The sequence below is a fragment of the Kitasatospora sp. NPDC059146 genome (assembly GCF_042786665.1).
In the GTDB taxonomy this organism is placed as follows: Bacteria; Actinomycetota; Actinomycetes; order Streptomycetales; family Streptomycetaceae; genus Kitasatospora.
In genome coordinates this window covers 78,703-98,903 of sequence record NZ_JBHZCY010000010.1, presented here as the reverse complement: position 1 = coordinate 98,903, position 20,201 = coordinate 78,703, and the positions used below count along the sequence as shown (strand labels likewise).

14 protein-coding genes and 1 tRNA gene are annotated in these 20,201 nt (G+C 72.4%); 5 read left to right on the top strand and 10 right to left on the bottom strand.

Annotated elements, in window-relative coordinates:
* Positions 1-251 precede the first annotated feature (251 nt).
* Together ACFXPX_RS06700 and ACFXPX_RS06695 are read left to right on the top strand one after the other, a co-directional pair.
* A complete protein-coding gene (locus tag ACFXPX_RS06700) occupies positions 252-1,592 on the top strand; it encodes an NUDIX domain-containing protein (RefSeq protein ID WP_380639841.1) in 1,341 nt (446 codons plus the stop codon).
* A 2-nt stretch (positions 1,593-1,594) separates the two neighbouring features.
* The gene (locus ACFXPX_RS06695) at positions 1,595-1,933 is read left to right on the top strand and encodes an HIT family protein (RefSeq protein ID WP_380639839.1); all 339 of its coding nucleotides are present in this window, start codon (positions 1,595-1,597) and stop codon (positions 1,931-1,933) included.
* A gap of 80 nt (positions 1,934-2,013) precedes the next feature.
* Here the strand turns inward: ACFXPX_RS06695 and ACFXPX_RS06690 are convergent, their stop codons facing one another.
* The gene (locus ACFXPX_RS06690; RefSeq protein WP_380639837.1) at positions 2,014-2,286 is read right to left on the bottom strand and encodes a hypothetical protein; all 273 of its coding nucleotides are present in this window, start codon (positions 2,284-2,286) and stop codon (positions 2,014-2,016) included.
* 92 nt (positions 2,287-2,378) lie between these two features.
* Here ACFXPX_RS06690 and ACFXPX_RS06685 point away from each other — a divergent pair, with 92 nt between their 5' ends.
* Positions 2,379-3,038: a helix-turn-helix transcriptional regulator gene (locus ACFXPX_RS06685; protein WP_380639836.1), complete on the top strand. Its 660-nt coding sequence runs from the start codon at positions 2,379-2,381 to the stop codon at positions 3,036-3,038.
* Entirely contained in the window at positions 3,035-4,657 is a 1,623-nt protein-coding gene (locus ACFXPX_RS06680; RefSeq protein ID WP_380639834.1) for a tyrosine-type recombinase/integrase, read from the top strand. Before ACFXPX_RS06685 ends, ACFXPX_RS06680 begins: the two co-directional genes overlap by 4 nt.
* Positions 4,658-4,770: 113 nt before the next feature.
* On the opposite strand, the gene ACFXPX_RS06675 is transcribed toward ACFXPX_RS06680, so the two are convergent.
* From ACFXPX_RS06675 to ACFXPX_RS06665, 3 genes are all read right to left on the bottom strand, one after another.
* A complete protein-coding gene (locus ACFXPX_RS06675; RefSeq protein WP_380639832.1) occupies positions 4,771-5,301 on the bottom strand; it encodes a hypothetical protein in 531 nt (176 codons plus the stop codon).
* Positions 5,298-6,551 (bottom strand): serine/threonine-protein kinase, encoded by a 1,254-nt coding sequence (locus tag ACFXPX_RS06670; protein WP_380639830.1) that lies wholly within the window; start codon positions 6,549-6,551, stop codon positions 5,298-5,300. The genes ACFXPX_RS06675 and ACFXPX_RS06670 overlap by 4 nt, the downstream gene beginning before the upstream one ends.
* Positions 6,552-6,822: 271 nt before the next feature.
* Positions 6,823-6,896: transfer RNA gene (locus ACFXPX_RS06665), tRNA-Thr, on the bottom strand.
* Positions 6,897-7,092: 196 nt separating this feature from the next.
* Between ACFXPX_RS06665 and leuE the strand changes: the two genes are divergently transcribed.
* Complete coding sequence (gene leuE, locus ACFXPX_RS06660) at positions 7,093-7,749, top strand: leucine efflux protein LeuE (RefSeq protein ID WP_375887555.1); 657 nt, start codon at positions 7,093-7,095, stop codon at positions 7,747-7,749.
* Positions 7,750-7,798: 49 nt separating this feature from the next.
* On the opposite strand, the gene ACFXPX_RS06655 is transcribed toward leuE, so the two are convergent.
* The 6 genes from ACFXPX_RS06655 to ACFXPX_RS06630 all read right to left on the bottom strand — a co-directional run bounded on the left by ACFXPX_RS06655 (position 7,799) and on the right by ACFXPX_RS06630 (position 20,088).
* Positions 7,799-9,526, bottom strand: a complete 1,728-nt coding sequence (locus ACFXPX_RS06655) for an alpha/beta hydrolase (protein WP_380639828.1) — start codon at positions 9,524-9,526, stop codon at positions 7,799-7,801.
* Positions 9,527-9,658: 132 nt separating this feature from the next.
* Positions 9,659-10,864, bottom strand: a complete 1,206-nt coding sequence (locus tag ACFXPX_RS06650; RefSeq protein WP_380639826.1) for a hypothetical protein — start codon at positions 10,862-10,864, stop codon at positions 9,659-9,661.
* A 343-nt stretch (positions 10,865-11,207) separates the two neighbouring features.
* Entirely contained in the window at positions 11,208-12,419 is a 1,212-nt protein-coding gene (locus tag ACFXPX_RS06645; RefSeq protein WP_375887698.1) for a DNA polymerase III subunit delta', read from the bottom strand.
* Positions 12,420-12,726: 307 nt separating this feature from the next.
* Entirely contained in the window at positions 12,727-16,095 is a 3,369-nt protein-coding gene (tmk, locus tag ACFXPX_RS06640) for a dTMP kinase (RefSeq protein WP_380639824.1), read from the bottom strand.
* A gap of 221 nt (positions 16,096-16,316) precedes the next feature.
* Positions 16,317-19,184 (bottom strand): type I DNA topoisomerase, encoded by a 2,868-nt coding sequence (gene topA / locus ACFXPX_RS06635; protein WP_375887564.1) that lies wholly within the window; start codon positions 19,182-19,184, stop codon positions 16,317-16,319.
* Positions 19,185-19,611: 427 nt separating this feature from the next.
* Positions 19,612-20,088: a DUF3592 domain-containing protein gene (locus ACFXPX_RS06630; RefSeq protein ID WP_380399542.1), complete on the bottom strand. Its 477-nt coding sequence runs from the start codon at positions 20,086-20,088 to the stop codon at positions 19,612-19,614.
* Positions 20,089-20,201: the final 113 nt, after the last annotated feature.

Here is a 20,201-nt window from a genome sequence, read left to right as displayed (position 1 = left end):
CGATCCGGCCCGCAGGAGAAGCCAGTGAGTGCACCCGACCCGTCCGGGACACCGGCAGTCGTTCGCCGCCACCGCGTGGGACGACCTGTTGACCCGCGGCACCGAACACATTCAGTGCGCCTTCCACCCGGAGACGTCGTCCTCGTTAAGGGCTCCCGCTCCGGGATGCACTGGCAGATCGCGGAAGCCCTGGCAGACCAGCAAGTCACCCCCTGGGGCGGCTGGAACGACAGCAAGGAGAACCCCCCGAAGTGATCTCGTACAAGCTGCTCGCCCAACAGGCCCTGGCCGAAGGCGTCCAGAAGCTCGCGGCCGGAACCGTGGTGCGCGACCAGCAGGGCCGCATCCTGATGCTGCGCCGCAAGCAGGACGACGTGCTCCCCGGCCTGTGGGACTACCCGGCCGGCGGGCTGAACGACGGCGAGGACCCCCGGGACGGTGCGATCCGGGAGCTGGCCGAGGAGACCGGCATCCACTGCGCCGACATCGAGTACGTGCGGGCCCTGGACTTCGTCAACACCCGGGGCCGCCTGACCCGCCAGTTCGTCTTCACTTGCACCGTCCCGGACGAGACCGCGGTGACGCTCTCCGAGCACGACGCCTTCGGCTGGTTCCGCCCGGACGAGCTGCCGCCGACCAGCGACGGCTACCGCGAGGTGATCGGCTGGCTTACCCACCGCCTCGCCGCCGGATGGACGCCCGCCAGCCGGTACCTGGCCACGATCGACCGGCCGATGACGTGGGCCTGCTTCCTGGTACGCGACCACGAGGGCCGCGTCCTAGGGATGCGCAACTCCGTGGACACCGAACGCTGGGACTGGCCCGGCGGGAACTCCGAGCCCGGCGAGTCCCCGTTCGACACCGCACTGCGCGAGGCCCGCGAGGAGATCGGCCTCGACCTGCTCGCCGAGAACCCGAACCCGGTCGGCCGACAGCGGCTGATCGCCGTCATCCACCAGCAGGCCGACCACATCCGCCCCGTGCCGTCGATCGGCTGGGTCTTCGACGGCGGCACGCTCACCGAGGAGCAGCAGGCCCGCATCGTCCTCGACCCGGCCGAGCACTGCGAGCACCGCTTCGAGACGGCCTACAACTGGCGCCACCACATGACTCCCGAGGAGTACCGGCAGGACCTCCAGGTGCTGCGCGCCGCCCGCTCCGGCCGGGTGCTCTACATCGAGCGCCCCGCCCCGCCCGAGCAGGACTTCGAAGGCGTCGTCGTGTTCGTCACCACCCCAGACGGCGAACTGCTGGTGCACCACCGGGATGAGAAGGAGGGCATCGCCTGGTCTGGACACCGAACCCCGATCGGCGGGTGGCGGGAGGAGGACGAGACGCCGCCCGAGACCGCGACCCGGGAGGTGTTCGAGGAAGCCGGGATCACCATCACCGACGTCCGGGAGCTGCCCGGCCCCCACCACGAGCGTGTCTCGGCGATGACCCGTGTCCTGCACGCGGTGTACACCGGGCCGAAGGACGCGATCCGGCTCGGCGACGAAGGGGTGGGCATCGCCTGGGTGCCCTTCTCCGAGGTCGCCGCGCTCAAGACGCCGCCGTACGTCGCCCACTACCTCGACCTGATCGGAGCCTGAGCATGTCCGACTTCTACTGCGAGCAGGTGCTGAACGGCCTCACGGCGGTGGACACCGTCCAGGAGACGGACTCGGTCTTGGCCTTCCACCACACCAGGCCCAGCTACCCGGTCCACATCGTGGTGATCCCGAGGCAGCACTCCCCCTCGCTCGAAGATTTGGGCGACGGCGGCGAGGAACTGCTGACCGAGGTGATGCGGGTCGTCCGGCAGGTCGCCGCCCAGGTCCGGGCCGAGCACGGCGCCGCGTGCGTGGTCACCAACTTGGGCGACTACCAGGAGTCCAAGCACCTCCACGTGCACGTCATCTACCGAGGAGACAAGCCCGAGGGCCTGGCCTGAACCCGGCTGCACCAGCGAACAGGGGGGCAACGAAAGTCGGAAGAGGACGGCGAGTTCGGGGCCCCGGAGGCGTTCACCGCCTACGCGCAGAGCTCGTGCCCCGCCCCGGCACCGGCCGCAGCCGGGGCCTCGGGGTGGCGTTCCATGCCGAGCAGCTTCAGTAGCTCCGACGTCACCACCCGGTAGGCACTGCCCAACCGCAGAACCGTGACCGGGTACTCCCCCGCCTTCGCCAGTCCGTAGCCGGTGGAGCGACCGATCCCGAGTGCCCGGTTGGCTGTGTCGAGGTCGATGGCTACCGGAAGTGCGAGCAGTTCGTCGGCGGTCATGCCACCAGAAGAAGGTGCAGCCATGACGCTCTCCTAGTCGAGGTTCGTGCTGGTGTGACGCGAATCGTTGTATCACGGAGTTGCGGCAGCACTTTTCTCGATCGTAAAGTGCATGCATGACCTCAGACTCTTGGCCGGCGGCGTTCACCGCCCAGGTCGTGCGCTCCATGCGTGAGGCGCGCAAGGCGGCCGGCCTCACGATGGCGGCCGTCGCGGAGGGCTGCGCCGAACGCGGCCTGCCGGATATCACCGACCAGACGATCAAGAACCTGGAATCGGGGCGCCGGACGAGTATCACGCTCACGGACTTCCTGGTCCTGGCGGACGTTCTCGGCGCACCCGCGATCAGCCTGCTGTTCCCTCTGGGGACAGCCGAGACGGTCGAGCAGTTGCCCGGCCAATCGGTATCCACCTGGGACGCGCTCGCCCAATTCACCGGGGAGACGCCGACCGCAGACCCTGCCCCACCGGGAAGCGCTCGCGAAGTGCTCGACACCTTCCGGGCGCACGCCGACCTCGTCGCCGCTGCCAGAGCATCCGCCGCGCTGGCGACGGACCGGCGCCGGGCGGCCAGCACGACACCGGCCCCGGATCGCAGGGCCGCCCTTCTGGAGCTGGCCGCTGGTTATGAGGAGTACGCGGACGCCGACCGCAAGGAGCTGGCCTCCTTCCGGGAGCGGATGCGTGAGCGGGGTCTCGTCCCGCCCGCCCTCCCCGGCGACCTGGCAGTCGTCGATCAGGCCGAGGACGAAGCACACGTAGAGGACAGAGAGTGAAGAACGGCACGATCTCCCGCCGGTGCCGGTGCGTTGATCCCGGTACCGGCAAGGAGTACGGGGCCGCCTGCCCCAAACTCAAGTCGTCCCGCCGCCACGGCGTCTGGACGGTCTTCCAGGAGCTGGAGCCCGACCAGGAAGGCCGCCGTCGCCGCTTCCGCCGGGGCGGCTTCGAGAGCTCCACCAAGGCGCAGGAAGAGCTCGACAAGGTCCGCGCCCTCCTCGCGATACCCGAAGAGGACGACGCCTGGGCCAAGCTCCAGCTGAGTGACCTCCTGGAGAACTGCCTCAAGGAGAAGGCCCCGGTCCCGGACTACGACGAAGTCCGCCGCCGGATCGCCACGGGCCAGCCTCTCAACACCAAGATCACCGTAGCGGAGTGGCTCGATACCTGGCTCGACAGCCGCAAGCGGCTCAGCCGGGGCGGCTGGAAGCGCTACGACTGCGATATCCGCAACCACCTCAAGCCCCACCTCGGCCTCCTCCGGCTCGACAAGCTCCGGGTCCACCACGTCAGCAAGATGTTCGACGACATCAACGAGCGGAACATCGAGGTCCAGGAGCAGAACGAGCAGCGCCGCGCGGTCAAGGCGGAGCTGGACGCCACCCCGTGGAAGGGCGCAGAGAACCGGGCCCGGCGCAGGTGGCTCAAGGCCCAGCTCGACCAGATGCCGCCCTTCCGGCGCCCTACCGGCCTCAACACCCAGCCCCATATCCGGGACACCCTGCGCGCGGCCATCAACGTGGCCATCGCCCAGCAGGAGATGCCGCCCTTCAACCCGGCGGCACACGTCGAGCTGCTTCCCGGCACTAAGCCGAAGGCCCTCGTCTGGACCGCCGAGCGGATCGCTCGGTGGAAGGAGACGGGCGAGCGGCCGAGCCCCGTCATGGTCTGGACTCCGGACCAGACTGCTGACTTCCTCGACTTCGTCGCCGAGCACCGCTTCTACCTCTACTACCGCACCATCGCCTTCCGAGGCACCCGGCGCGGCGAGACCTGCGGCCTCCGCTGGGAGGACCGCAATAAGGCGGCGAAGGCCATCGCTGTCGCGACCCAGCTCATCCAGGACGGCTGGGACGTCTACGAAGGCGCCCCAAAGACCAGCTCTGGCGTCCGCTGGCTCGCGCTCGACGACGAGACGGACCAGCTCCTCGACCTCCAGTGGGAACGTCAGCAGCAGGAGAAGCTGGAGTGGGGCGACGCCTGGCAGGACACCGGCCGCGTCTTCACCAACGAAGACGGCTCGATCATCCACCCGGGCAAGATGTCCGACTTGTTCGAGCGCCTCGTCGAAGCCGCCGGCCTGCCTCCGATCCGCCTACACGACCTTCGCCACGTCGCCGCGACGCTCATGCTCGCCGCCGGGGTCGACATCAAGGTCGTCTCCGAGACTCTCGGCCACTCGGACACCCGGATCACCCGCGACACCTACCAGACCGTCCTGGACGATCTGGCGAAGGACGCCGCCGAGAAGGTCGTCCAGCTCGTCCCTCACGGCCGCCGCCCGCTCGCGGTGGTCACCGACGACGGCCAGCTGAAGCCTCGGCGCCTCCCGAGGCTGGCTCCTCCGAAGAAGCCAGCGGATACCGAGGTCGCACAAGACGAGCACTCGGCCTGAGCCTCAAACTGTACGGAGCCCCGGTCAGCCACATGCTGACCAGGGCTCCGAGCGCCACAGGGCTGAACCGCTGAGGGTCGGCGATGACCGCCGGCTCCAGTGCCCTAGGAGGGTCAGATCGAAGGGGGCGGCTGATTCGAGCTTGAGGCCGACTTCCTGGCCGTACGACCGGCCTCCTGAATATCCACAGGCTCACTGCGACGTAGCACGAAAATTTTCGCCAAGGCAATAAGACTCGGCCCGGAAAGCGCCGAAGCAAGCCATGGCTGAGCCGGAGCTACCACGACTGCAGCACCCAGCAATGACAGGGAGATAACGACACCCGAGATCATCCCGCTCATTCGATAGATATGAGCCCGTCGACGATCCGAATCGCGGAGTGCGAGTTCAGCTTTCGTCTTTTCCAGTGCCGCAGAACGTTTCGCCTCAGCATCCTCTGCTGCGGCACGCCGCTCCTCGCGTGCGCGGATATCGTCCATTCTCTTCATGCGAGCTTCATGTTCGCGCTTGAGCTGAGGCTCAAGGGCTTGCAGGGCTAGCTCAAGCTTCTCAGGCCCTACTGCCTCACCCCACCGCGCCGCGATCTCCAGCCCCGCGCTCACCATAAGGTCCTCTGGCGGCTGCTTCTCGACCGAGCCAGTCACTTCTGCGCCCCTCCACCATCGGACCCAAGATTGGCAAAAAGATTGTTTGTCGGCTCGGGCGGAGGACCCAAGCGCACAAATAGCCGCGCGAGTGCGCCATCGATGCTGCTGTGCGCCGCCTCGATTTCTTCGCTTTCAATTATCTGGCCGGCGAACGACTCGGAATCGTCACGGAGATCTTTCCGGCTGCTCTGCCGTAGGAGCAATGCTTTACGGCGAAGGTCCTGCAGTCTCCTCAACTCGCCCTGCCCCGTGATCCCAAGCGAGGAGAGAGGGGCCGAGCTTACTAGGGGGGCGTCTGCAGCACCGCCTACGGGCCGGGTTCGCGTGAATGTCTCATCCTGGATGGGGGCTCGTACTTCGAGGGCCGAAGTTCCGTGCCCCGGATAGAGGCGTTCGGAGAGAATCCAACTCCCTGGGGGCGTAAATGGGACGAGTGCTTCTCCCACCTCCGCCGCCGATGGCCTGGCATCCGGCCGCCTGTCCAACATTCTCAAGACCAGGGAGTCAAGCCCATCTGGAATGTCGTCGCAGTAGGAAGATGGCGGCTTCGGGGTCTCGTTCACCTTCTTCTCAAGAAGCTCCAACGGCGAGGCCACCTCGGCTTCGAACGGAACTTGGCCGGTGAGAAGACGAAATAGCACAACGCCGAGAGAGTAGACATCTGCACTCGGGGCGGCAAGATCATCTGCCAGCTGCTCTGGCGCCATGTAGGACGGACTGCCAGTGATGCCTTCGCCCCGGAGATCGGCGACTGCCACACGTCCAGAGCAGACGGAGATCCCGAAGTCGATCAGAGTAACGGCGCCAGTCCTATCAAGGATCAAGTTGCTCGGCTTGATATCCCGATGGACAACCTCTCGCGCGTGAACACCTTCAAGGACTTGGGCAGTCGACGCCGCGAGAGCCACTGCTTGCGATACTGGCAGCCGCCTCAGCTCCTCCGCGAGTGCGTCGACGGTGGCTCCAGGGACATACTCCATCGCCATGTAGTCGACCCGCGCATCATCCCACCGAGCAGCGGCACCGACTTGGTACACCTCCGGGATGCGGAGGCCGTGCAGCTTCATCATCACTTCGGCCTCGCGGGCAAAGCGACCTCGAACAGCAGCATGAGCCCGCGACGCGCGAGTGAGCTTGAGTGCGACCTTCCTGTCGAGCAGCCGGTCGTGGCCGGCCCAGACTTGAGCCTCTCCGACCGAGAGGTTCTGCAGCAGCTCATACCGATCAGCGATCACGTCGATGCTCACCACCCCCTGGTCCACCCGGCCCACCCGACCGCGCTGTCCTCATGTCGGCGGTCGCCACGATACCTGTGGGGAACCTACAGGCAGGCCCACTGACCGCGAACCGGCAGGGACGTCGCGCTGTCCACCGGCGTGCACGCTCGATGCACGAATGTCCACCGAACGTCCACCGGGAGCGATCATGAAGCGATTTCCGCTCACGCGCGCCCGGCATCAAAGGTCACGGAAAGGCAAAAGGCCCAGGTCACGGGCTATGTGACCTGGGCCTTCTCTGAGCCGCCTATGGGATTCGAACCCATGACCTACGCATTACGAGTGCGTTGCTCTGGCCAACTGAGCTAAGGCGGCACCGCTGCCACGTGTGGTGGCAACGCGGGTCAGTCTACACAGGTTCGCAGGTGATCCGTAGCCGGGGCGGTGGGGCCGGGGTGGGGCCGGGGTGGGGGTGCGGCGAGGGGTGGACGGTTTTCGCTTCGGTCGATCGCCGGTACGACGTTACGATGAGCGCCCCCTGCCAGCCCCCCTCCCCACTCCCGGAGCCACCGTGTTCGGTGTCAACGACCTGGCGACGTACGTCCTCGGCGCCCTCGTCATCATTCTGCTGCCCGGCCCCAACTCGCTGTACGTGCTGTCGGTCGCCGCCCGCAAGGGCGTCCGGACCGGGTACCGGGCCGCGGCGGGGGTGTTCGTCGGCGACCTCACGTTGATCAGCCTGACCTCGTTGGGGGCGGCCTCGCTGTTGAAGGCCAATCCGGCGGTGTTCGCGGTGGTGAAGTTCGGCGGTGCCGCGTACCTGCTGTGGATCGGCTTCGGGATGCTGCGGGCGGCCCGCCAGCTGTGGCGCGAGCACCGGGCCGAGGCCGATCCGGCGGGCGGTGCGGAGGCGGTGGAGGAGGCGGGTGAGCGGCCGTTCCGGCGGGCGCTGGTGATCAGCCTGCTGAACCCGAAGGCGATCCTGTTCCTGCTGTCGTTCTTCACCCAGTTCGTCGACCCGTCCTACGGGCAGCCGGTGCTCTCCTTCGCGCTGCTGGGCGGGATCCTGCAGACCTTCAGCATGCTGTACCTCTCGCTGCTGATCTTCGCGGGCACCACGCTCGCGACGGCCTTCCGTCGCCGCCGGCGCCTGTCCGCGACCCTGACCAGCGGTGTCGCCGTCCTGTTCGCGGGCTTCGCCGCGAAGCTGGCGGTCTCCTCCGCCTGAGCGGAGGCCCGGCCGGCGGCTCCCCGGGGCCACCCGGGGCCACCCGGGGCTACCGGTCGCAGCGCTTGCCCTGGTCCGGCGCCTCCCCGGTGAGCAGGAAGCGGTTGACCGCGCCGTCGACGCAGCTGCTGCGCCGCCCGTACGCGGTGTGGCCGTCGCCGTCGTAGGTGAGCAGGCGGCCGGATTCCAGCTGTCCGGCGAGGGAGCGGGCCCACGCGTAGGGGGTGGCCGGGTCGCGGGTGGTGCCGATGACGACGATCGGGGCGGCGCCGGCGGCCCGGATGGTGTGGGCCGCGCCGGTGGCCCGGACGGGCCAGTAGGCGCAGGTCAGGGCCATCCAGGCCATGTCGCGGCCGAAGTGCGGCGAGGCGCGTTCGAAGTCCGGCACCGCCCGCTGGACGTCCTCGGGCGAGCGGAACGGCGCGGGCAGGTCGAGGCAGTTGACCGCCGTGTTGGCGAACATCAGGTTGGGGTAGGAGCCGTCCGCCTCGCGCCCGTAGTAGGCGTCGGAGAGCTTGAGCAGCCCGGTGCCGTCGCCGGCCCTGGCGTCGGTGAGCGCGGTGCGCAGCTTGGGCCAGAGGAACTCGGCGTACATGGCCTGGACGACGCCGGTGGTGGCCTGGGCCTCGGTGAGCCGGCGCCCGTTGTCGGTGCTGGGCAGCGGGTGGGCGTGGACGGTCGCGAGCAGGGCGGTGAGCTGGTCGCCGACCTGCTGTCCGGTGCGGCCGAGCGGGCAGTCCTCGCGCTTGGCGCAGTCCTCGGCGAAGGCGGTCCAGGCGGTCTCGAAGCCGCCGGCCTGGGTGCGGTTGCCGGTGACGGAGTCGAGCGCCGGGTCCATGGCGCCGTCCAGCACCACCCGCCCGACCCGGGTCGGGAACAGGCCCGCGTAGGTGGCGCCGAGGAAGGTGCCGTACGACTTTCCGACGAAGTTGAGCCGCTCGTCGCCGAGCAGGGCGCGCAGCACGTCCATGTCGCGGGCGGACTCGACGGTGCTGAGGTGGCCGAGCGCGGTCCCGGCCTGCCTGCGGCAGCCCTCGGCGAACTCCTTGTCGACGGCGACCAGCGCGTCGACCGCCCCCTGGTCGCCGGGAGCCAGGTCGGCGGCGGTGAAGGCGTCCATCCGCTCGCCGTTCAGGCAGCTGACCGGGTTGCTGCGGCCGACCCCCCGCGGGTCGAGGCCGACCAGGTCGTACCGGGCGCGCACCGTGCGGTCGTACGTCCCGGCGACGGCCTCCAGGTACTCGACCGCCGAGCCGCCGGGGCCGCCCGGGTTGAGCAGCAGCGAGCCCGCCCGGGGGGTGTCGCCGGCGGCGCCGGCGCCGCCGGGGTCGTCGGGCAGGGCGGCGGCGCGGGCGGCCGCGAGGGTGAGCTCACCGTCACCGGGGTGGTCGTAGTCCATCGGGACCCGGAAGGTGGCGCACTCGAAACCGCCGTCGCACGACTGCCAGGCCGGGTGCTGGGCGTAGTACGGCGCGAGCGCGGCGGGGACGGCGGCGGGCAGCGGCTCCAAGGGGGTGGCCCCGACGCCGGCACCGTCACCGTCACCACCACCGGGCCGCGCACCCGCACCCGCGTCCGAGCCCGCGCCCGTACCCGCGTCCGCCCCCGCAGCCGTCCCCGCAGCCGTCGAGTCGGAGGAGGCCTGTCCGGACACACCGGACGCGCCGGACCCACCCGCGGGCACCGAGGAACCCCGGCCGCACCCGCCCGCCGAGGCCGCCAGCAGCCCGACCGCGAGCACCACCGCGACCGCCCGCAACCGCGCGAAGCCCCTCATCCGTCTCCTCCCAACCCACCAGTCCGAGAAACGCACGGGAACGAAGGAACACCGCTGCCCGGTACCCACCCCGGGCACCGGGCAGCGTAACGCCGGCTCGGCCGGCGCTCACGACGCCTCCACCAGCGTCGCTCAGGAAGCCTTGGCCAGCGCCTCGGCCAGGAACTGTGCCGCCTGACGGACCAGTCGCAGCCGCTCCCGGTCCGCCGAGTAGTCCTGCACGTTGTCCGAGATCCGCACCTCGGCCTTGGCCGCCGGGCCCGGAGCGGCCTTGAGCGAGGCCTGCAGCTTGCGGGCCGCGTCGAGCCCGGCGGCGTCGCCCTTGGCGGCGGCGAGCAGCAGCTTGGCCGAGCTGCCCGTCGGGGCCTCGGCGCCGGTCTGGGTGAGCGCGGCGGTGTCGTAGCGGCCGGAGACGGCCGCGGCGGCGCCGTACAGGTCCGGGCGGGAGAGCCCGGCCGCGGCGGCGCACGGCGCGCCGCCGTCGACCCCGAGGGTGCCCCAGGAGGCCGGGCCGGGCTGGAGGGTGCGGAAGGAGGCGGCGATGGTGGTGCGCAGGGCCGCGTCGTCGGCGACGGCGGCCGGGGCGGCGGCGACCAGTTCGCAGGGGTGCGCGGTGCCGTTCGGCGCCTCGGGGGCGACCAGGATGAACGGACGGGCGCGGCCGGCCTGCAGGGCGGCGCCAACGCCCTCGAAGACGTCCGGGACCTCGGCGTCGGCGGTCTTGCCCGGGGTGGCGGCGTGCATCACGACGACCGGGAAGCGCGCGTTGGGCTCCTTGGCGTACTGCGCGGGCAGCCAGACCCGGACGTTGCGCGGCTTCCCGTCGGGGCCGAGCACGGCGGACTGCAGCAGTTCGCCGCCGCCCGGGTGCCCCACGCTGTCGAAGCGGCTGACCACGGCGGGGGCGGCCGCCGACGCCGAGGCACCCGCCGCACCCGCACCCGCCGCACCTGCCGCACCCGACGCACCCGCCGCACCCGCGGCCGGCTCGGTGGCGACGGGCGGCGCCGCCTGCTGCCGGCCCGCCGTCCCCGGCGCGGAGCCCGACCAGGCCCCGGCCGCGGCCGCGTCGACAGCCGACTCGGTCCGGTCCGTCGAGGACGGGCCGTGCCCGAGACCACCGAACGCCCCGAGCGCGGTGAGCAGCGTCAACGCGGTGACGCACACCCCGCAGACCATCGCCCCTCCCGCCCGGACCAGCATCGGCCACCGGTCGCCCGCCAGTTCGTAGGTCGCGGCGGACTGCAGGTCGCGCCAGCGCTGGAGCGCACCGCGCGCCAGCCAGAGTCCGCCGATGGCGGCAGCCAGCAGGGGAATGACGAGGAGCGGACGAACCACGGAACGCACCACCTCGGGACGAGGGCCGGCGCCGGACCGGACCCGGTGCCGTGCGGGGGGCGACCGCTCCGGCGGCGGGCCCTCCCGACGGGGAGGACCGGGGTACGGCCGGGGCACAGTCGGCCCCCAGCGTGCACAACGGGCACGCCGTCACACGCGGGTGTGCCCGGCGAGTATCGCCCGTTCACTCGAAGGTGGGACGCCGGACCGACCCCCGGCACCTCCGGGCGGCGTACGGCCCCTGCCCCACCGCCGTCCGCACGGCCGCAGAGCCACACCGGCTGACGACCTGACGAGCCGACAACCCGACAGCCGCCCAACCGCCCCCGGACCGGGACGCCCCTCAGCCCGCCCGCAGCGCCATCGTCATCGCCTCGACCGCGAGCAGCGGGTCCACGTTGCGGTCCAGCGCCACCCGGCAGGCGAGCACCGCCTCGATCCGGCGCAGGGTGTTCTCGGCCGTCCCGTCCCGGGCGACCCGGTCGAGCGCCTGCCGCTGGTCCTCGTTGGCGAGCACACCGGTGGAGCCGAGCTGGATCGCCAGCACGTCCCGGTAGAACCCGAGCAGGTCGAGCAGCGCGACCCCGAGCGTCTCCCGGCGGGTGCGGGTGGCCCGGCTCTTCTGCCGCTTCTCCAGCTCCTTGACGGCCCCGGCCATGCCGCGCGGCGCCTTGCTGCCCTCGGCGGCGCCGTAGGCGGCCTTGAGGTCGTCGGTCTCCTTGGTGTCCTGGGTCTCGGCGAGGGCCTCGGCGTCCGCCTTGGCGGTGTCGACCAGGCGCTGGGCAGCGGTCAGGCAGCCGCCGATGTCGGCGACCTCCAGCGGGATCCGCAGCACCTCGGCCCGGCGGGTGCGGGCCTGCTCGTCCACGGCGAGGCGGCGGGTGCGTTCGATGTCGCCCTGGCCGGCGAGCGCGGCGAGCCGGGCGGTCTCCGGGTCGACGCCGTCACGGCCGACCAGCATGTCGGCGACCGCCTCGGCGGCGGGCGTGCGCAGCACCAGCAGGCGGCAGCGCGAGCGGATGGTCGGCAGCACGTCCTGGACGGAGGGGGCGCACAGCAGCCAGACGGTGCGCGGGGAGGGCTCCTCCACGCCCTTGAGCAGCGCGTTGGCGGCGGCCTCGGTGAGCCGGTGGGCGGCGTCCACCAGGATCACCGACCAGCGGCCGCCGGTCGGGTAGCTGGAGGCGCGCAGGACCAGGTCGCGCATGTCGCCGACGCCGATGGACAGGCCGTCCGTCCGCACGTACTTGACGTCGGCGTGGCTGCCGGCCAGCACGGTGTGGCAGCCGTCGCAGAAGCCGCAGCCGGGCGTGCCGCCCAACGCGAGGTCGGGGCTGGTGCACTGGAGGGCGGCGGCGAAGGCGCGCGCGGCGGTGACCTGCCCGGCGCCGGGCGGGCCGGTGAACAGCCAGGCGTGCGTCATCAGGGAGGCGTTCCCGCCCTGGTCGGCGGCGGCGCCGCGACCGGCCTCGACCGTCGCCCCGGCCGCCCGGGCCGCGGCGGTCAGCTGTTCGACCACCCGATCCTGGCCCACCAGGTCGTCCCAGACGGCCACTGCTGCTCCCAAGCTCCGTACGGCAGCGCGCCAGGCGCCGATTCCCCGCCGTCGAGCATACGTCTCCGCTCCGACAGCCACTGCTCCGTCCGAGGCGCACCGGGCCGCGAACGACGGCCGAACCGCCGCCGCCCCGCCCCGCACCCCCGCCGAGCCCACGGCCGAACTCACAGCCGAACTCACGGCCGAACCCACGGCCGACAGCCGCGCGCCCCGGGTACGACGACGGGCGGTGCCACCCCGGGGCTCCCCCGGTGCGACACCGCCCGTCCTCCAACCGGCCGTCGGACCTCCCGGCCAGCGCTGCTCAGCTGCGTCGGCCCCAGCGGCGGCTCTTGCCCTTGTCCTTGCCCTTGCCGCCGTCCTCGCCGCGGTCGTCCCCGCCACCGCGGCCGGGGTCGGCCCGGTCTCCGCCGTGCTCCCAGTGCGCCCACTCGTCCCGCGAGCCGAGCAGCGTGTCGGTGAGGCTCGGCAGGTCGTCCATCGGCGTCTCCTCGGCCCAGTCCGGCCTCGGCCGCTCGGCGGTGGACTGCGGCTCGCCGGACTGTGACTCGCCAGCCTGCGGAACCACCGGCAGCTCACGGGTACTGTCCACCGGCTCGCCGGGACGCCCCGGACCGACCCGTGGCAGCACCGCCGTCTCGTCCACGGCGGGAACCCTCGGCAGCACGGCCGTCTCGTCCACCGCCGGCACCTTCGGCAGCACCGCGGTCTCGTCGACGGCCGGCACCTTCGGCAGCCGGGTGGTCGCCTCAACAGCCTCAGCCGCCCTCCCGGCCTTCGCAGCCTCAGCGGCCTCAGCCGCCCGGACGGCCGCCTGCCGGTCCTGCGGCGTCAGCTCCCGCGTCGCCTCGTCGCCGAGGCCGCCCGCCGCGTCCCGAGAAGTGTCCCGAGGCGCGTCCCGAGGCTCGTCCCGAGGCGTGTCCCGAACCGCCCGGAGCTCCGCCGTCGCCGCCGCACCGGCCCGGTCCGCAGCCGTCTGCGCCGCAGCAGCCGCAGCCGCGAGCGCGGCGGCCTGCGCCAGCCGGGCCTCCTCGGCCCGCTGCAGCGCCTCCTCCGCCCGGCGCCGCTGCTCCTCGCGCGCCAGCTCCCGCTGCCGCTGGAGCTCGGCCTGGGCGGCCGCCTCGTCGGCGATCCGCTTCCGTTCGGCGGCCTCCGCCGCCAGCCGGACCTCTTCCTCCGCCCGACGGCGAGCCTCTTCCTCGGCCCGGCGACGGGCTTCCTGCTCGGCCCGGCGGCGGGCCTCCTCCTCGGCCTTGCGCCGCGCCTCGGCGGCGACCCGCTCGGCCTCCTCCTTGGCGAGCCGCTCCTGCTCGGCCTGCTCGGCCCGCAGCTGCGCCAGCACCTCCTGGCGCTTGCGCTCGGCGGCCTCCTCCTCGGCCTTCCTGCGGGCCTCCTCGGCGGCGCGCCGCTCGGCCTCCTCCTTGGCCAGCCGCTCCTGCTCGGCGCGGGCGGCCTTCTCCTGCTCGGAGAGCGGCAGCTCGCGGTCGAGCCGGTGGCGGATGGCGGTGGTGACGAAGCCGGGGGCCTGGCTGCCGTCCACCACCAGGTAGCGCGCCGGGTCGGCGGCCGCGAGGGCGAGGAAGCCGGCCCGGACCCGCTGGTGGAACTCGGTGGGCTCGGACTCCAGCCGGTCGAGCGCCTCGGTGAAGCGCTGCCGGGCCCGGGTCGGGTCGACGTCCAGCACCACGGTGAGGTCGGGCAGCAGTCCGCCGGTCGCCCAGCGGGAGATCCGGGCGACCTCGGTGGCGGCCAGGTCGCGCCCGGCGCCCTGGTAGGCGATGGAGGAGTCCATGTACCGGTCGGTGATCACCACGGCGCCGCGGGCGAGGGCCGGCCGGATGACGTTCTCGACGTGCTCCGCGCGGTCGGCCGCGTAGATCAGCGCCTCGGCGCGGTGCGACAGGCCGGTGTTGCCGACGTCCAGGACGAGGCCGCGCAGCCGCTGGCCGACCGGGCTGCCGCCGGGCTCGCGGGTGAGCACGACCTCGTGCCCCTTGCCGCGGATCCACTCGGCGAGTGCCTGGGCCTGGGTGGACTTGCCGGCGCCGTCGCCGCCCTCCAGGGCGATGAAGAAGCCGGTGCCGGCGCCCCGGTGCGGCACCGGGCCGCTGCCGCCGCGGACGGCGTCGACCAGGTCCCGGCCGAACGGCACGGTGCCGCGCCGGTCGTCGGTGCGCAGCAGCACGACGGCGGCGAGGACGAGGGTGAGCAGCCCCGCGGTGGCGACGGCGAGGGCGCCGCCGCCGTGGATGAAGGTGAACGAGCCGGGCTCGACGGTGCCGTACTCGACGTCCCCGTACCCGGCGGCGATCAGCGGGACGACGACCAGCGCGGCGGCGACCACGGCCCGCAGCACCGCGTACAGGTGCTCGGTGACCTTGGACAGCCGGGCCTCCTCGACCTCCTGGGCGAGCAGGCCCCGCCCGGCGGAGACGACGATCCCGGCGGCCAGTCCGGCCAGCACGGTGAGCAGCAGGACCAGCACGAAGTCCAGCACCAGCCCGGCCAGGATCAGCGCGACGCCCTCGGCGAGCAACGCCAGCGCGAGCAGCCGGCGGCGGGAGAGCGAGGGCAGGGTGGCCCGGGTGAGCCGGGCGCCCAGCGCCGGGGCACTGGCCGCGGCGAGCACGACCAGGCCGTAGCCGATCGGTCCGGCCCGGTGCTCGGCGGCGGTGAGCAGCGCCAGGGCGGCGACGCCCGCCATCGAGGCGTAGCCGGCCGCGACGGCGAAGGTGAAGTACGGGGCGCTGCCGGTGCGGCCCTTGCCCAGGGCGGGGCCGGGGGTCGCGTCGGTCGGGGCGCGCAGGCCGGTCAGCGGCGAGTGCGGGGCGACGGCCACGGGGCCGCCGGGCAGCTGCTGGAGGTGGCCGCGGACGGCCGCGGCGGTGAACAGGCCGGCCGCGCCGAGCGCCGCGAAGGTCAGCTGGTGGGCGCGCAGCCAGTCCGAGCCGAGCGCCGCACCGACGTTGTTGACCAGGGTGAACGCGACCAGGCCGAGGGCGCCGAGCGGCACGGTGACCCAGCCGGTGAACCGGTCGATGCTCCGGACGGTGTCCAGGTTGGCGGCGGCCGGCCGCCGCTCGGCGGCCGGGGCGTACGGGTTGGCCGGCGGCAGCAGGCCGGGGACGGCGACGGCCCTGGCGATCCCCCGGACCCGCTCGGCCGCACCGGTGAGGAACACGGTGGCGAGCAGCACGTAGCCGGCCCCGCCCGAGGGCCGGGGGCCGGAGCCCAGCCAGACCGTCCACCAGGGCGCGAGCCCAATCAGCAGGGCGCTCAGCGCGTCGGCGCCGACCAGCGTCCAGCGCCGGTCGAGCTTGCCGGCGACCAACTGGTGCACCGGCTCCAGCAGCGCCACGCCGACCAGCCCGGTGGCCGCCATCCGGGCGGCGAGGACGGCCGCCACGGCGAAGGCGAGGCTGCGCGGCAGGTCGCCGAACTGCCCGCCCTGGGCGACGGCGATCACGGTGAGCGCGAGCAGCACCAGCAGCCCGAGCCGGTCGGCGGTGCCGCCGATCAGCTGGGTGGTCCACAGGCGCCGGTAGGGCCTGGTCCGCAGCAGCGCCCGGGCCCGGTCCACCGGGGTGCCGGCGGGCGCGACCTCGGGCAGGTCGGGCCCGGTGGCTCCGGCGGCCGGGGCGGCGCTGGGGGTGGGCTGCTCCTCGCTCGTCATACGGTCAGCGTAGCGGGCTGGGCTTTGCCGGATTGAGACGAAGGGGGTTCCGGTTCGCCCTCATCACCGGCCTGTGACGATCCCTGCACAGAGCTCGGGCCCGTCCCCGCACAGAGCTCGGGCCCGCGCCCCCTGGTGGGGGACACGGGCCCGGTGCCGCCGTCGAGCTGCCGTCGAGCTGCCGCCCGACGGATCAGCCCCGACGGATCAGCCCCGTCGGATCAGCCCTCGTCGGTGGTGGCGGTGGTCTTGGCGGCCGCGGTCTTCTTCGCGGCCGTCTTCTTCGCCGCCGCCGTCTTGGTGGTGGTCGTCTTCTTCGCCGCCGTCTTCTTGGCGGCGGTCTTGGTCGCCGTCGCCTTGGCGGTGGTCGTCTTCTTCGCCGCGGCCTTCTTCGCCGGGGCCTTCTTCGCCACCTTCTTCACCGGCCCGCGCGCCCGCTTCTCGGCGAGCAGCTCGTAGCCGCGCTCCGGCGTGATGGTCTCGACCTCGTCGTCCTTGCGCAGCGTGGCGTTGGTCTCGCCGTCGGTCACGTACGGGCCGAAGCGGCCGTCCTTGACCACCACCGGGCGCTCGGAGACCGGGTCGGTGCCCAGCTCCTTGAGCGGCGGGGCGGCCGCGGCGCGACCGCGCTGCTTGGGCTGGGCGTAGATCGCCAGCGCCTCGTCGAGGGTGATGGTGAAGAGCTGGTCCTCGCTGGTGAGCGAGCGCGAGTCGGTGCCGCGCTTGAGGTACGGGCCGTAGCGGCCGTTCTGCGCGGTGATCTCGGCGCCCTCGGCGTCGGTGCCGACCACGCGCGGCAGCGAGAGCAGCCGCAGCGCGTCCTCCAGGGTGACGGTGTCCAGCGCCATGGTCTTGAACAGCGAGGCGGTGCGCGGCTTGACGGCGTTCTTGCCGGTCTTGGGCGTGCCCTCGGGCAGGATCTCGGTCACGTACGGGCCGTAGCGGCCGTCCTTGGCGACCAGCATGTTGCCGCTGACCGGGTCCGGGCCGAGCTCGAAGTCGCCGCTGGGCTTGGCCAGCAGCTCCTCGGCCAGCTCGACGGTCAGCTCGTCCGGCGGCAGCTCGTCCGGGATGTCGGCGCGCTGGCCGGGCTCGCCCTCGACGGCGGAGGCGCGCTCGACGTACGGGCCGTAGCGGCCGACCCGCAGGGTGATGTCGTCGCTGATCCGGAACGAGCTGATCTCCCGGGCGTCGATCGCGCCGAGGTCGGTGACCAGTTCCTTCAGGCCGCCCAGGTGGTCGCCGTCGCCGTTGCCGGCCTCGGCGGCACCGCCGGCCGCGCCCTCGCCCTCACCGAAGTAGAAGCGCTTGAGCCACGGCACGGACTTCGCCTCACCGGCGGCGATCCGGTCGAGGTCGTCCTCCATCCTCGCGGTGAAGTCGTAGTCGACCAGCCGGCCGAAGTGCTTCTCCAGCAGGTTGACCACGGCGAAGGAGAGGAAGGACGGGACGAGCGCCGTGCCCTTCTTGAACACGTACCGGCGCTGGATGATCGTGTCGATGATCGACGCGTAGGTGGAGGGGCGGCCGATCTCGCGGTCCTCCAGCTCCTTGACCAGCGAGGCCTCGGTGTAGCGGGCCGGCGGCTTGGTGGCGTGGCCCTCCGGGGTGATCCGCTCGGCGGCCAGCGGGTCGCCCTGGGCGACCTGCGGCAGCCGGCGCTCGCGGTCGTCGAGCTCGGCGTTCGGGTCGTCGGCGCCCTCGACGTAGGCCTTGAGGAAGCCGTGGAAGGTGATGATCTTGCCGGAGGCGGAGAACTCGACGTCCCGCCCGTCGGCGGAGGCGCCACCGACCCGGACGGTGACGGACTGGCCGACCGCGTCCTTCATCTGGGAGGCGACGGTGCGCATCCAGATCAGCTCGTACAGCCGGAAGTCGTCGCCGCTCAGACCGGTCTCGGCGGGGGTGCGGAAGCGGTCGCCGGAGGGGCGGACGGCCTCGTGCGCCTCCTGGGCGTTCTTGACCTTGCTGGCGTAGGTGCGCGGGGCGTCCGGCAGGTAGTCGGCGCCGTACAGCTGGGTGACCTGCGCGCGGGCGGCGGTGACGGCCGTCTCCGACAGCGTGGTCGAGTCGGTGCGCATGTAGGTGATGAAGCCGTTCTCGTACAGCTTCTGGGCCACCTGCATGGTCCGCTTGGCACCGAAGCCCAGCTTGCGGCTGGCCTCCTGCTGGAGCGTGGTGGTGCGGAACGGCGCGTACGGCGAGCGGCGGTACGGCTTGGACTCGACGCTGCGGACGCTGAACGCGGTCTGCTCCAGGGCGGCGGCCAGCTGACGCGCGGCCTGCTCGTCCAGGTGCAGGGTGTTGGTGCTGCCGGCCTTGAGCCGGCCGTCCGAACCGAAGTCGCGGCCGCTGGCGATCCGCTTGCCGTCGACCGAGGCCAGCCGGGCGCCGAAGGTCTCCGGGTTGGCGGCGTCGGCCGGGGTGCGGCCGGTGCCGAAGGTGCCGACCAGGTCCCAGTACGAGGCGGTGTGGAAGGCCATCCGCTCACGCTCGCGCTCGACCACCAGACGGGTCGCCACGGACTGCACCCGGCCCGCCGACAGCTTCGGCATGACCTTCTTCCACAGCACCGGCGAGACCTCGAAGCCGTAGAGGCGGTCGAGGATGCGGCGGGTCTCCTGGGCGTCGACCAGGCGCTGGTTCAGCTCGCGCGGGTTGGCCACGGCCTCCTGGATCGCCGTCTTGGTGATCTCGTGGAACACCATCCGGTGCACCGGCACCTTGGGCTTGAGGACCTGCTGGAGGTGCCACGCGATGGCCTCGCCCTCGCGGTCCTCATCGGTGGCCAGGAAGAGTTCGTCGGACTCCGCCAGGAGCGACTTCAACTTGCTGACCTGGGACTTCTTGTCCGCGTTGACCACGTAGATCGGAGCGAAGTCGTGATCGACGTCCACTCCGAGGCGGCGCACCTCGCCGGTGTACTTGTCCGGCACCTCGGCCGCGGTGCTGGGCAGGTCGCGGATGTGCCCGACGCTCGCCTCGACGATGTAGCCGGGGCCCAGGTAGCCCTTGATCGTCTTCGCCTTGGCCGGCGACTCGACAATGACGAGTCGCTGTCCGTGCGCGGTCTCGCTGCTCGGGGACACCTTCGCTCTTCTCTCCCGGTCCTTATGTGGCTGGTCGGCGCTGGCAGCACGGGCTGCGCTCCGCCCGACCCCTCCACCGTCCCGGGGTCGCCACTGCACGACACCCCACCAGCGGAGTGTGACCGTACCCCGGCCACCCTTGTCAAACGGACGGATCCCGCTGTTTCGCTTGCCGCGCTCACCGACGCCACTCGAACGGTAACCCGATGACGGAGGTTCGCGCCCCGTGGAGGGGGGCTTCGGCAGGTTCCGGAGGATGGAATGACGGATTTCAAGATCTGTCAACGGAAAATCGGCGCGCATGCGGTATGGCGCTCTCCGGATCGCGCCGGACCCGGCCGCCGGACGACAGCCGACGGACCGCCGGATCCGGCCGACGGACCCTGACACCGGGTCCGGCCGACCGACCGAGGGGCTGCTCGCCCCCTCAGCGGCCGATCGCCGCCAGCAGCCCGGCGCCCGCCCCCAGGCACGCCACCCCCAGGGCGCACCAGAGCAGGTCGACGACCGCCGCCCGGCCGATCTCCCCGGCCGCCAGCACCGCCCGGCGGGGGCGGTCCGGGTCGTAGCAGATCCGCACCGGGGCTCCGGGCGCGAACCGCTCCGGACGGCGCAGCGGGGTGTGCCCGCGCGGCCGGGTGAGCACGAGTTCCGCGATCCGGCCGGAACCGGAGCCGGAGCCCGACCCAGCCCCGCCGACCGCCGGCGGCACGGAGAAGGAGAGCAGCGGCGCGCTGTCCAGCTGGCCGTGCACGTCCCTCTCGGCGACGACCGTCGCCACCACCGGAACCCCCGAGCGGCGCACCCGGTGGCGAAGGCGCACTTCGGCGGCGCACCAGAGCAGCAGCGCGCCACCGAAGAGGGCGAGCACCAGCCCGCCGACGGTCGCCGTCGTCGTGTCCACCCCTGGCCCCCGGCTCCCCAACTCTGTCCACAGCCTGTGGACAGAGCCTCACAGCACCCGACCAACGGCGGGCAGCCGGACGGGGACCACCGGACGAACCAGGGGGTACGGGA

What these genes read in the sequence shown, in the direction of transcription:
- ACFXPX_RS06695 (WP_380639839.1), top strand. Translation starts at nt 1,595, where the DNA reads ATGTCCGACTTCTACTGCGAGCAGGTGCTGAACGGCCTCACGGCGGTG.
- ACFXPX_RS06690 (WP_380639837.1), bottom strand. Translation starts at nt 2,286, where the DNA reads ATGGCTGCACCTTCTTCTGGTGGCATGACCGCCGACGAACTGCTCGCA.
- ACFXPX_RS06685 (WP_380639836.1), top strand. Translation starts at nt 2,379, where the DNA reads ATGACCTCAGACTCTTGGCCGGCGGCGTTCACCGCCCAGGTCGTGCGC.
- ACFXPX_RS06655 (WP_380639828.1), bottom strand. Translation starts at nt 9,526, where the DNA reads ATGAGGGGCTTCGCGCGGTTGCGGGCGGTCGCGGTGGTGCTCGCGGTC.
- tmk (WP_380639824.1), bottom strand. Translation starts at nt 16,095, where the DNA reads ATGACGAGCGAGGAGCAGCCCACCCCCAGCGCCGCCCCGGCCGCCGGA.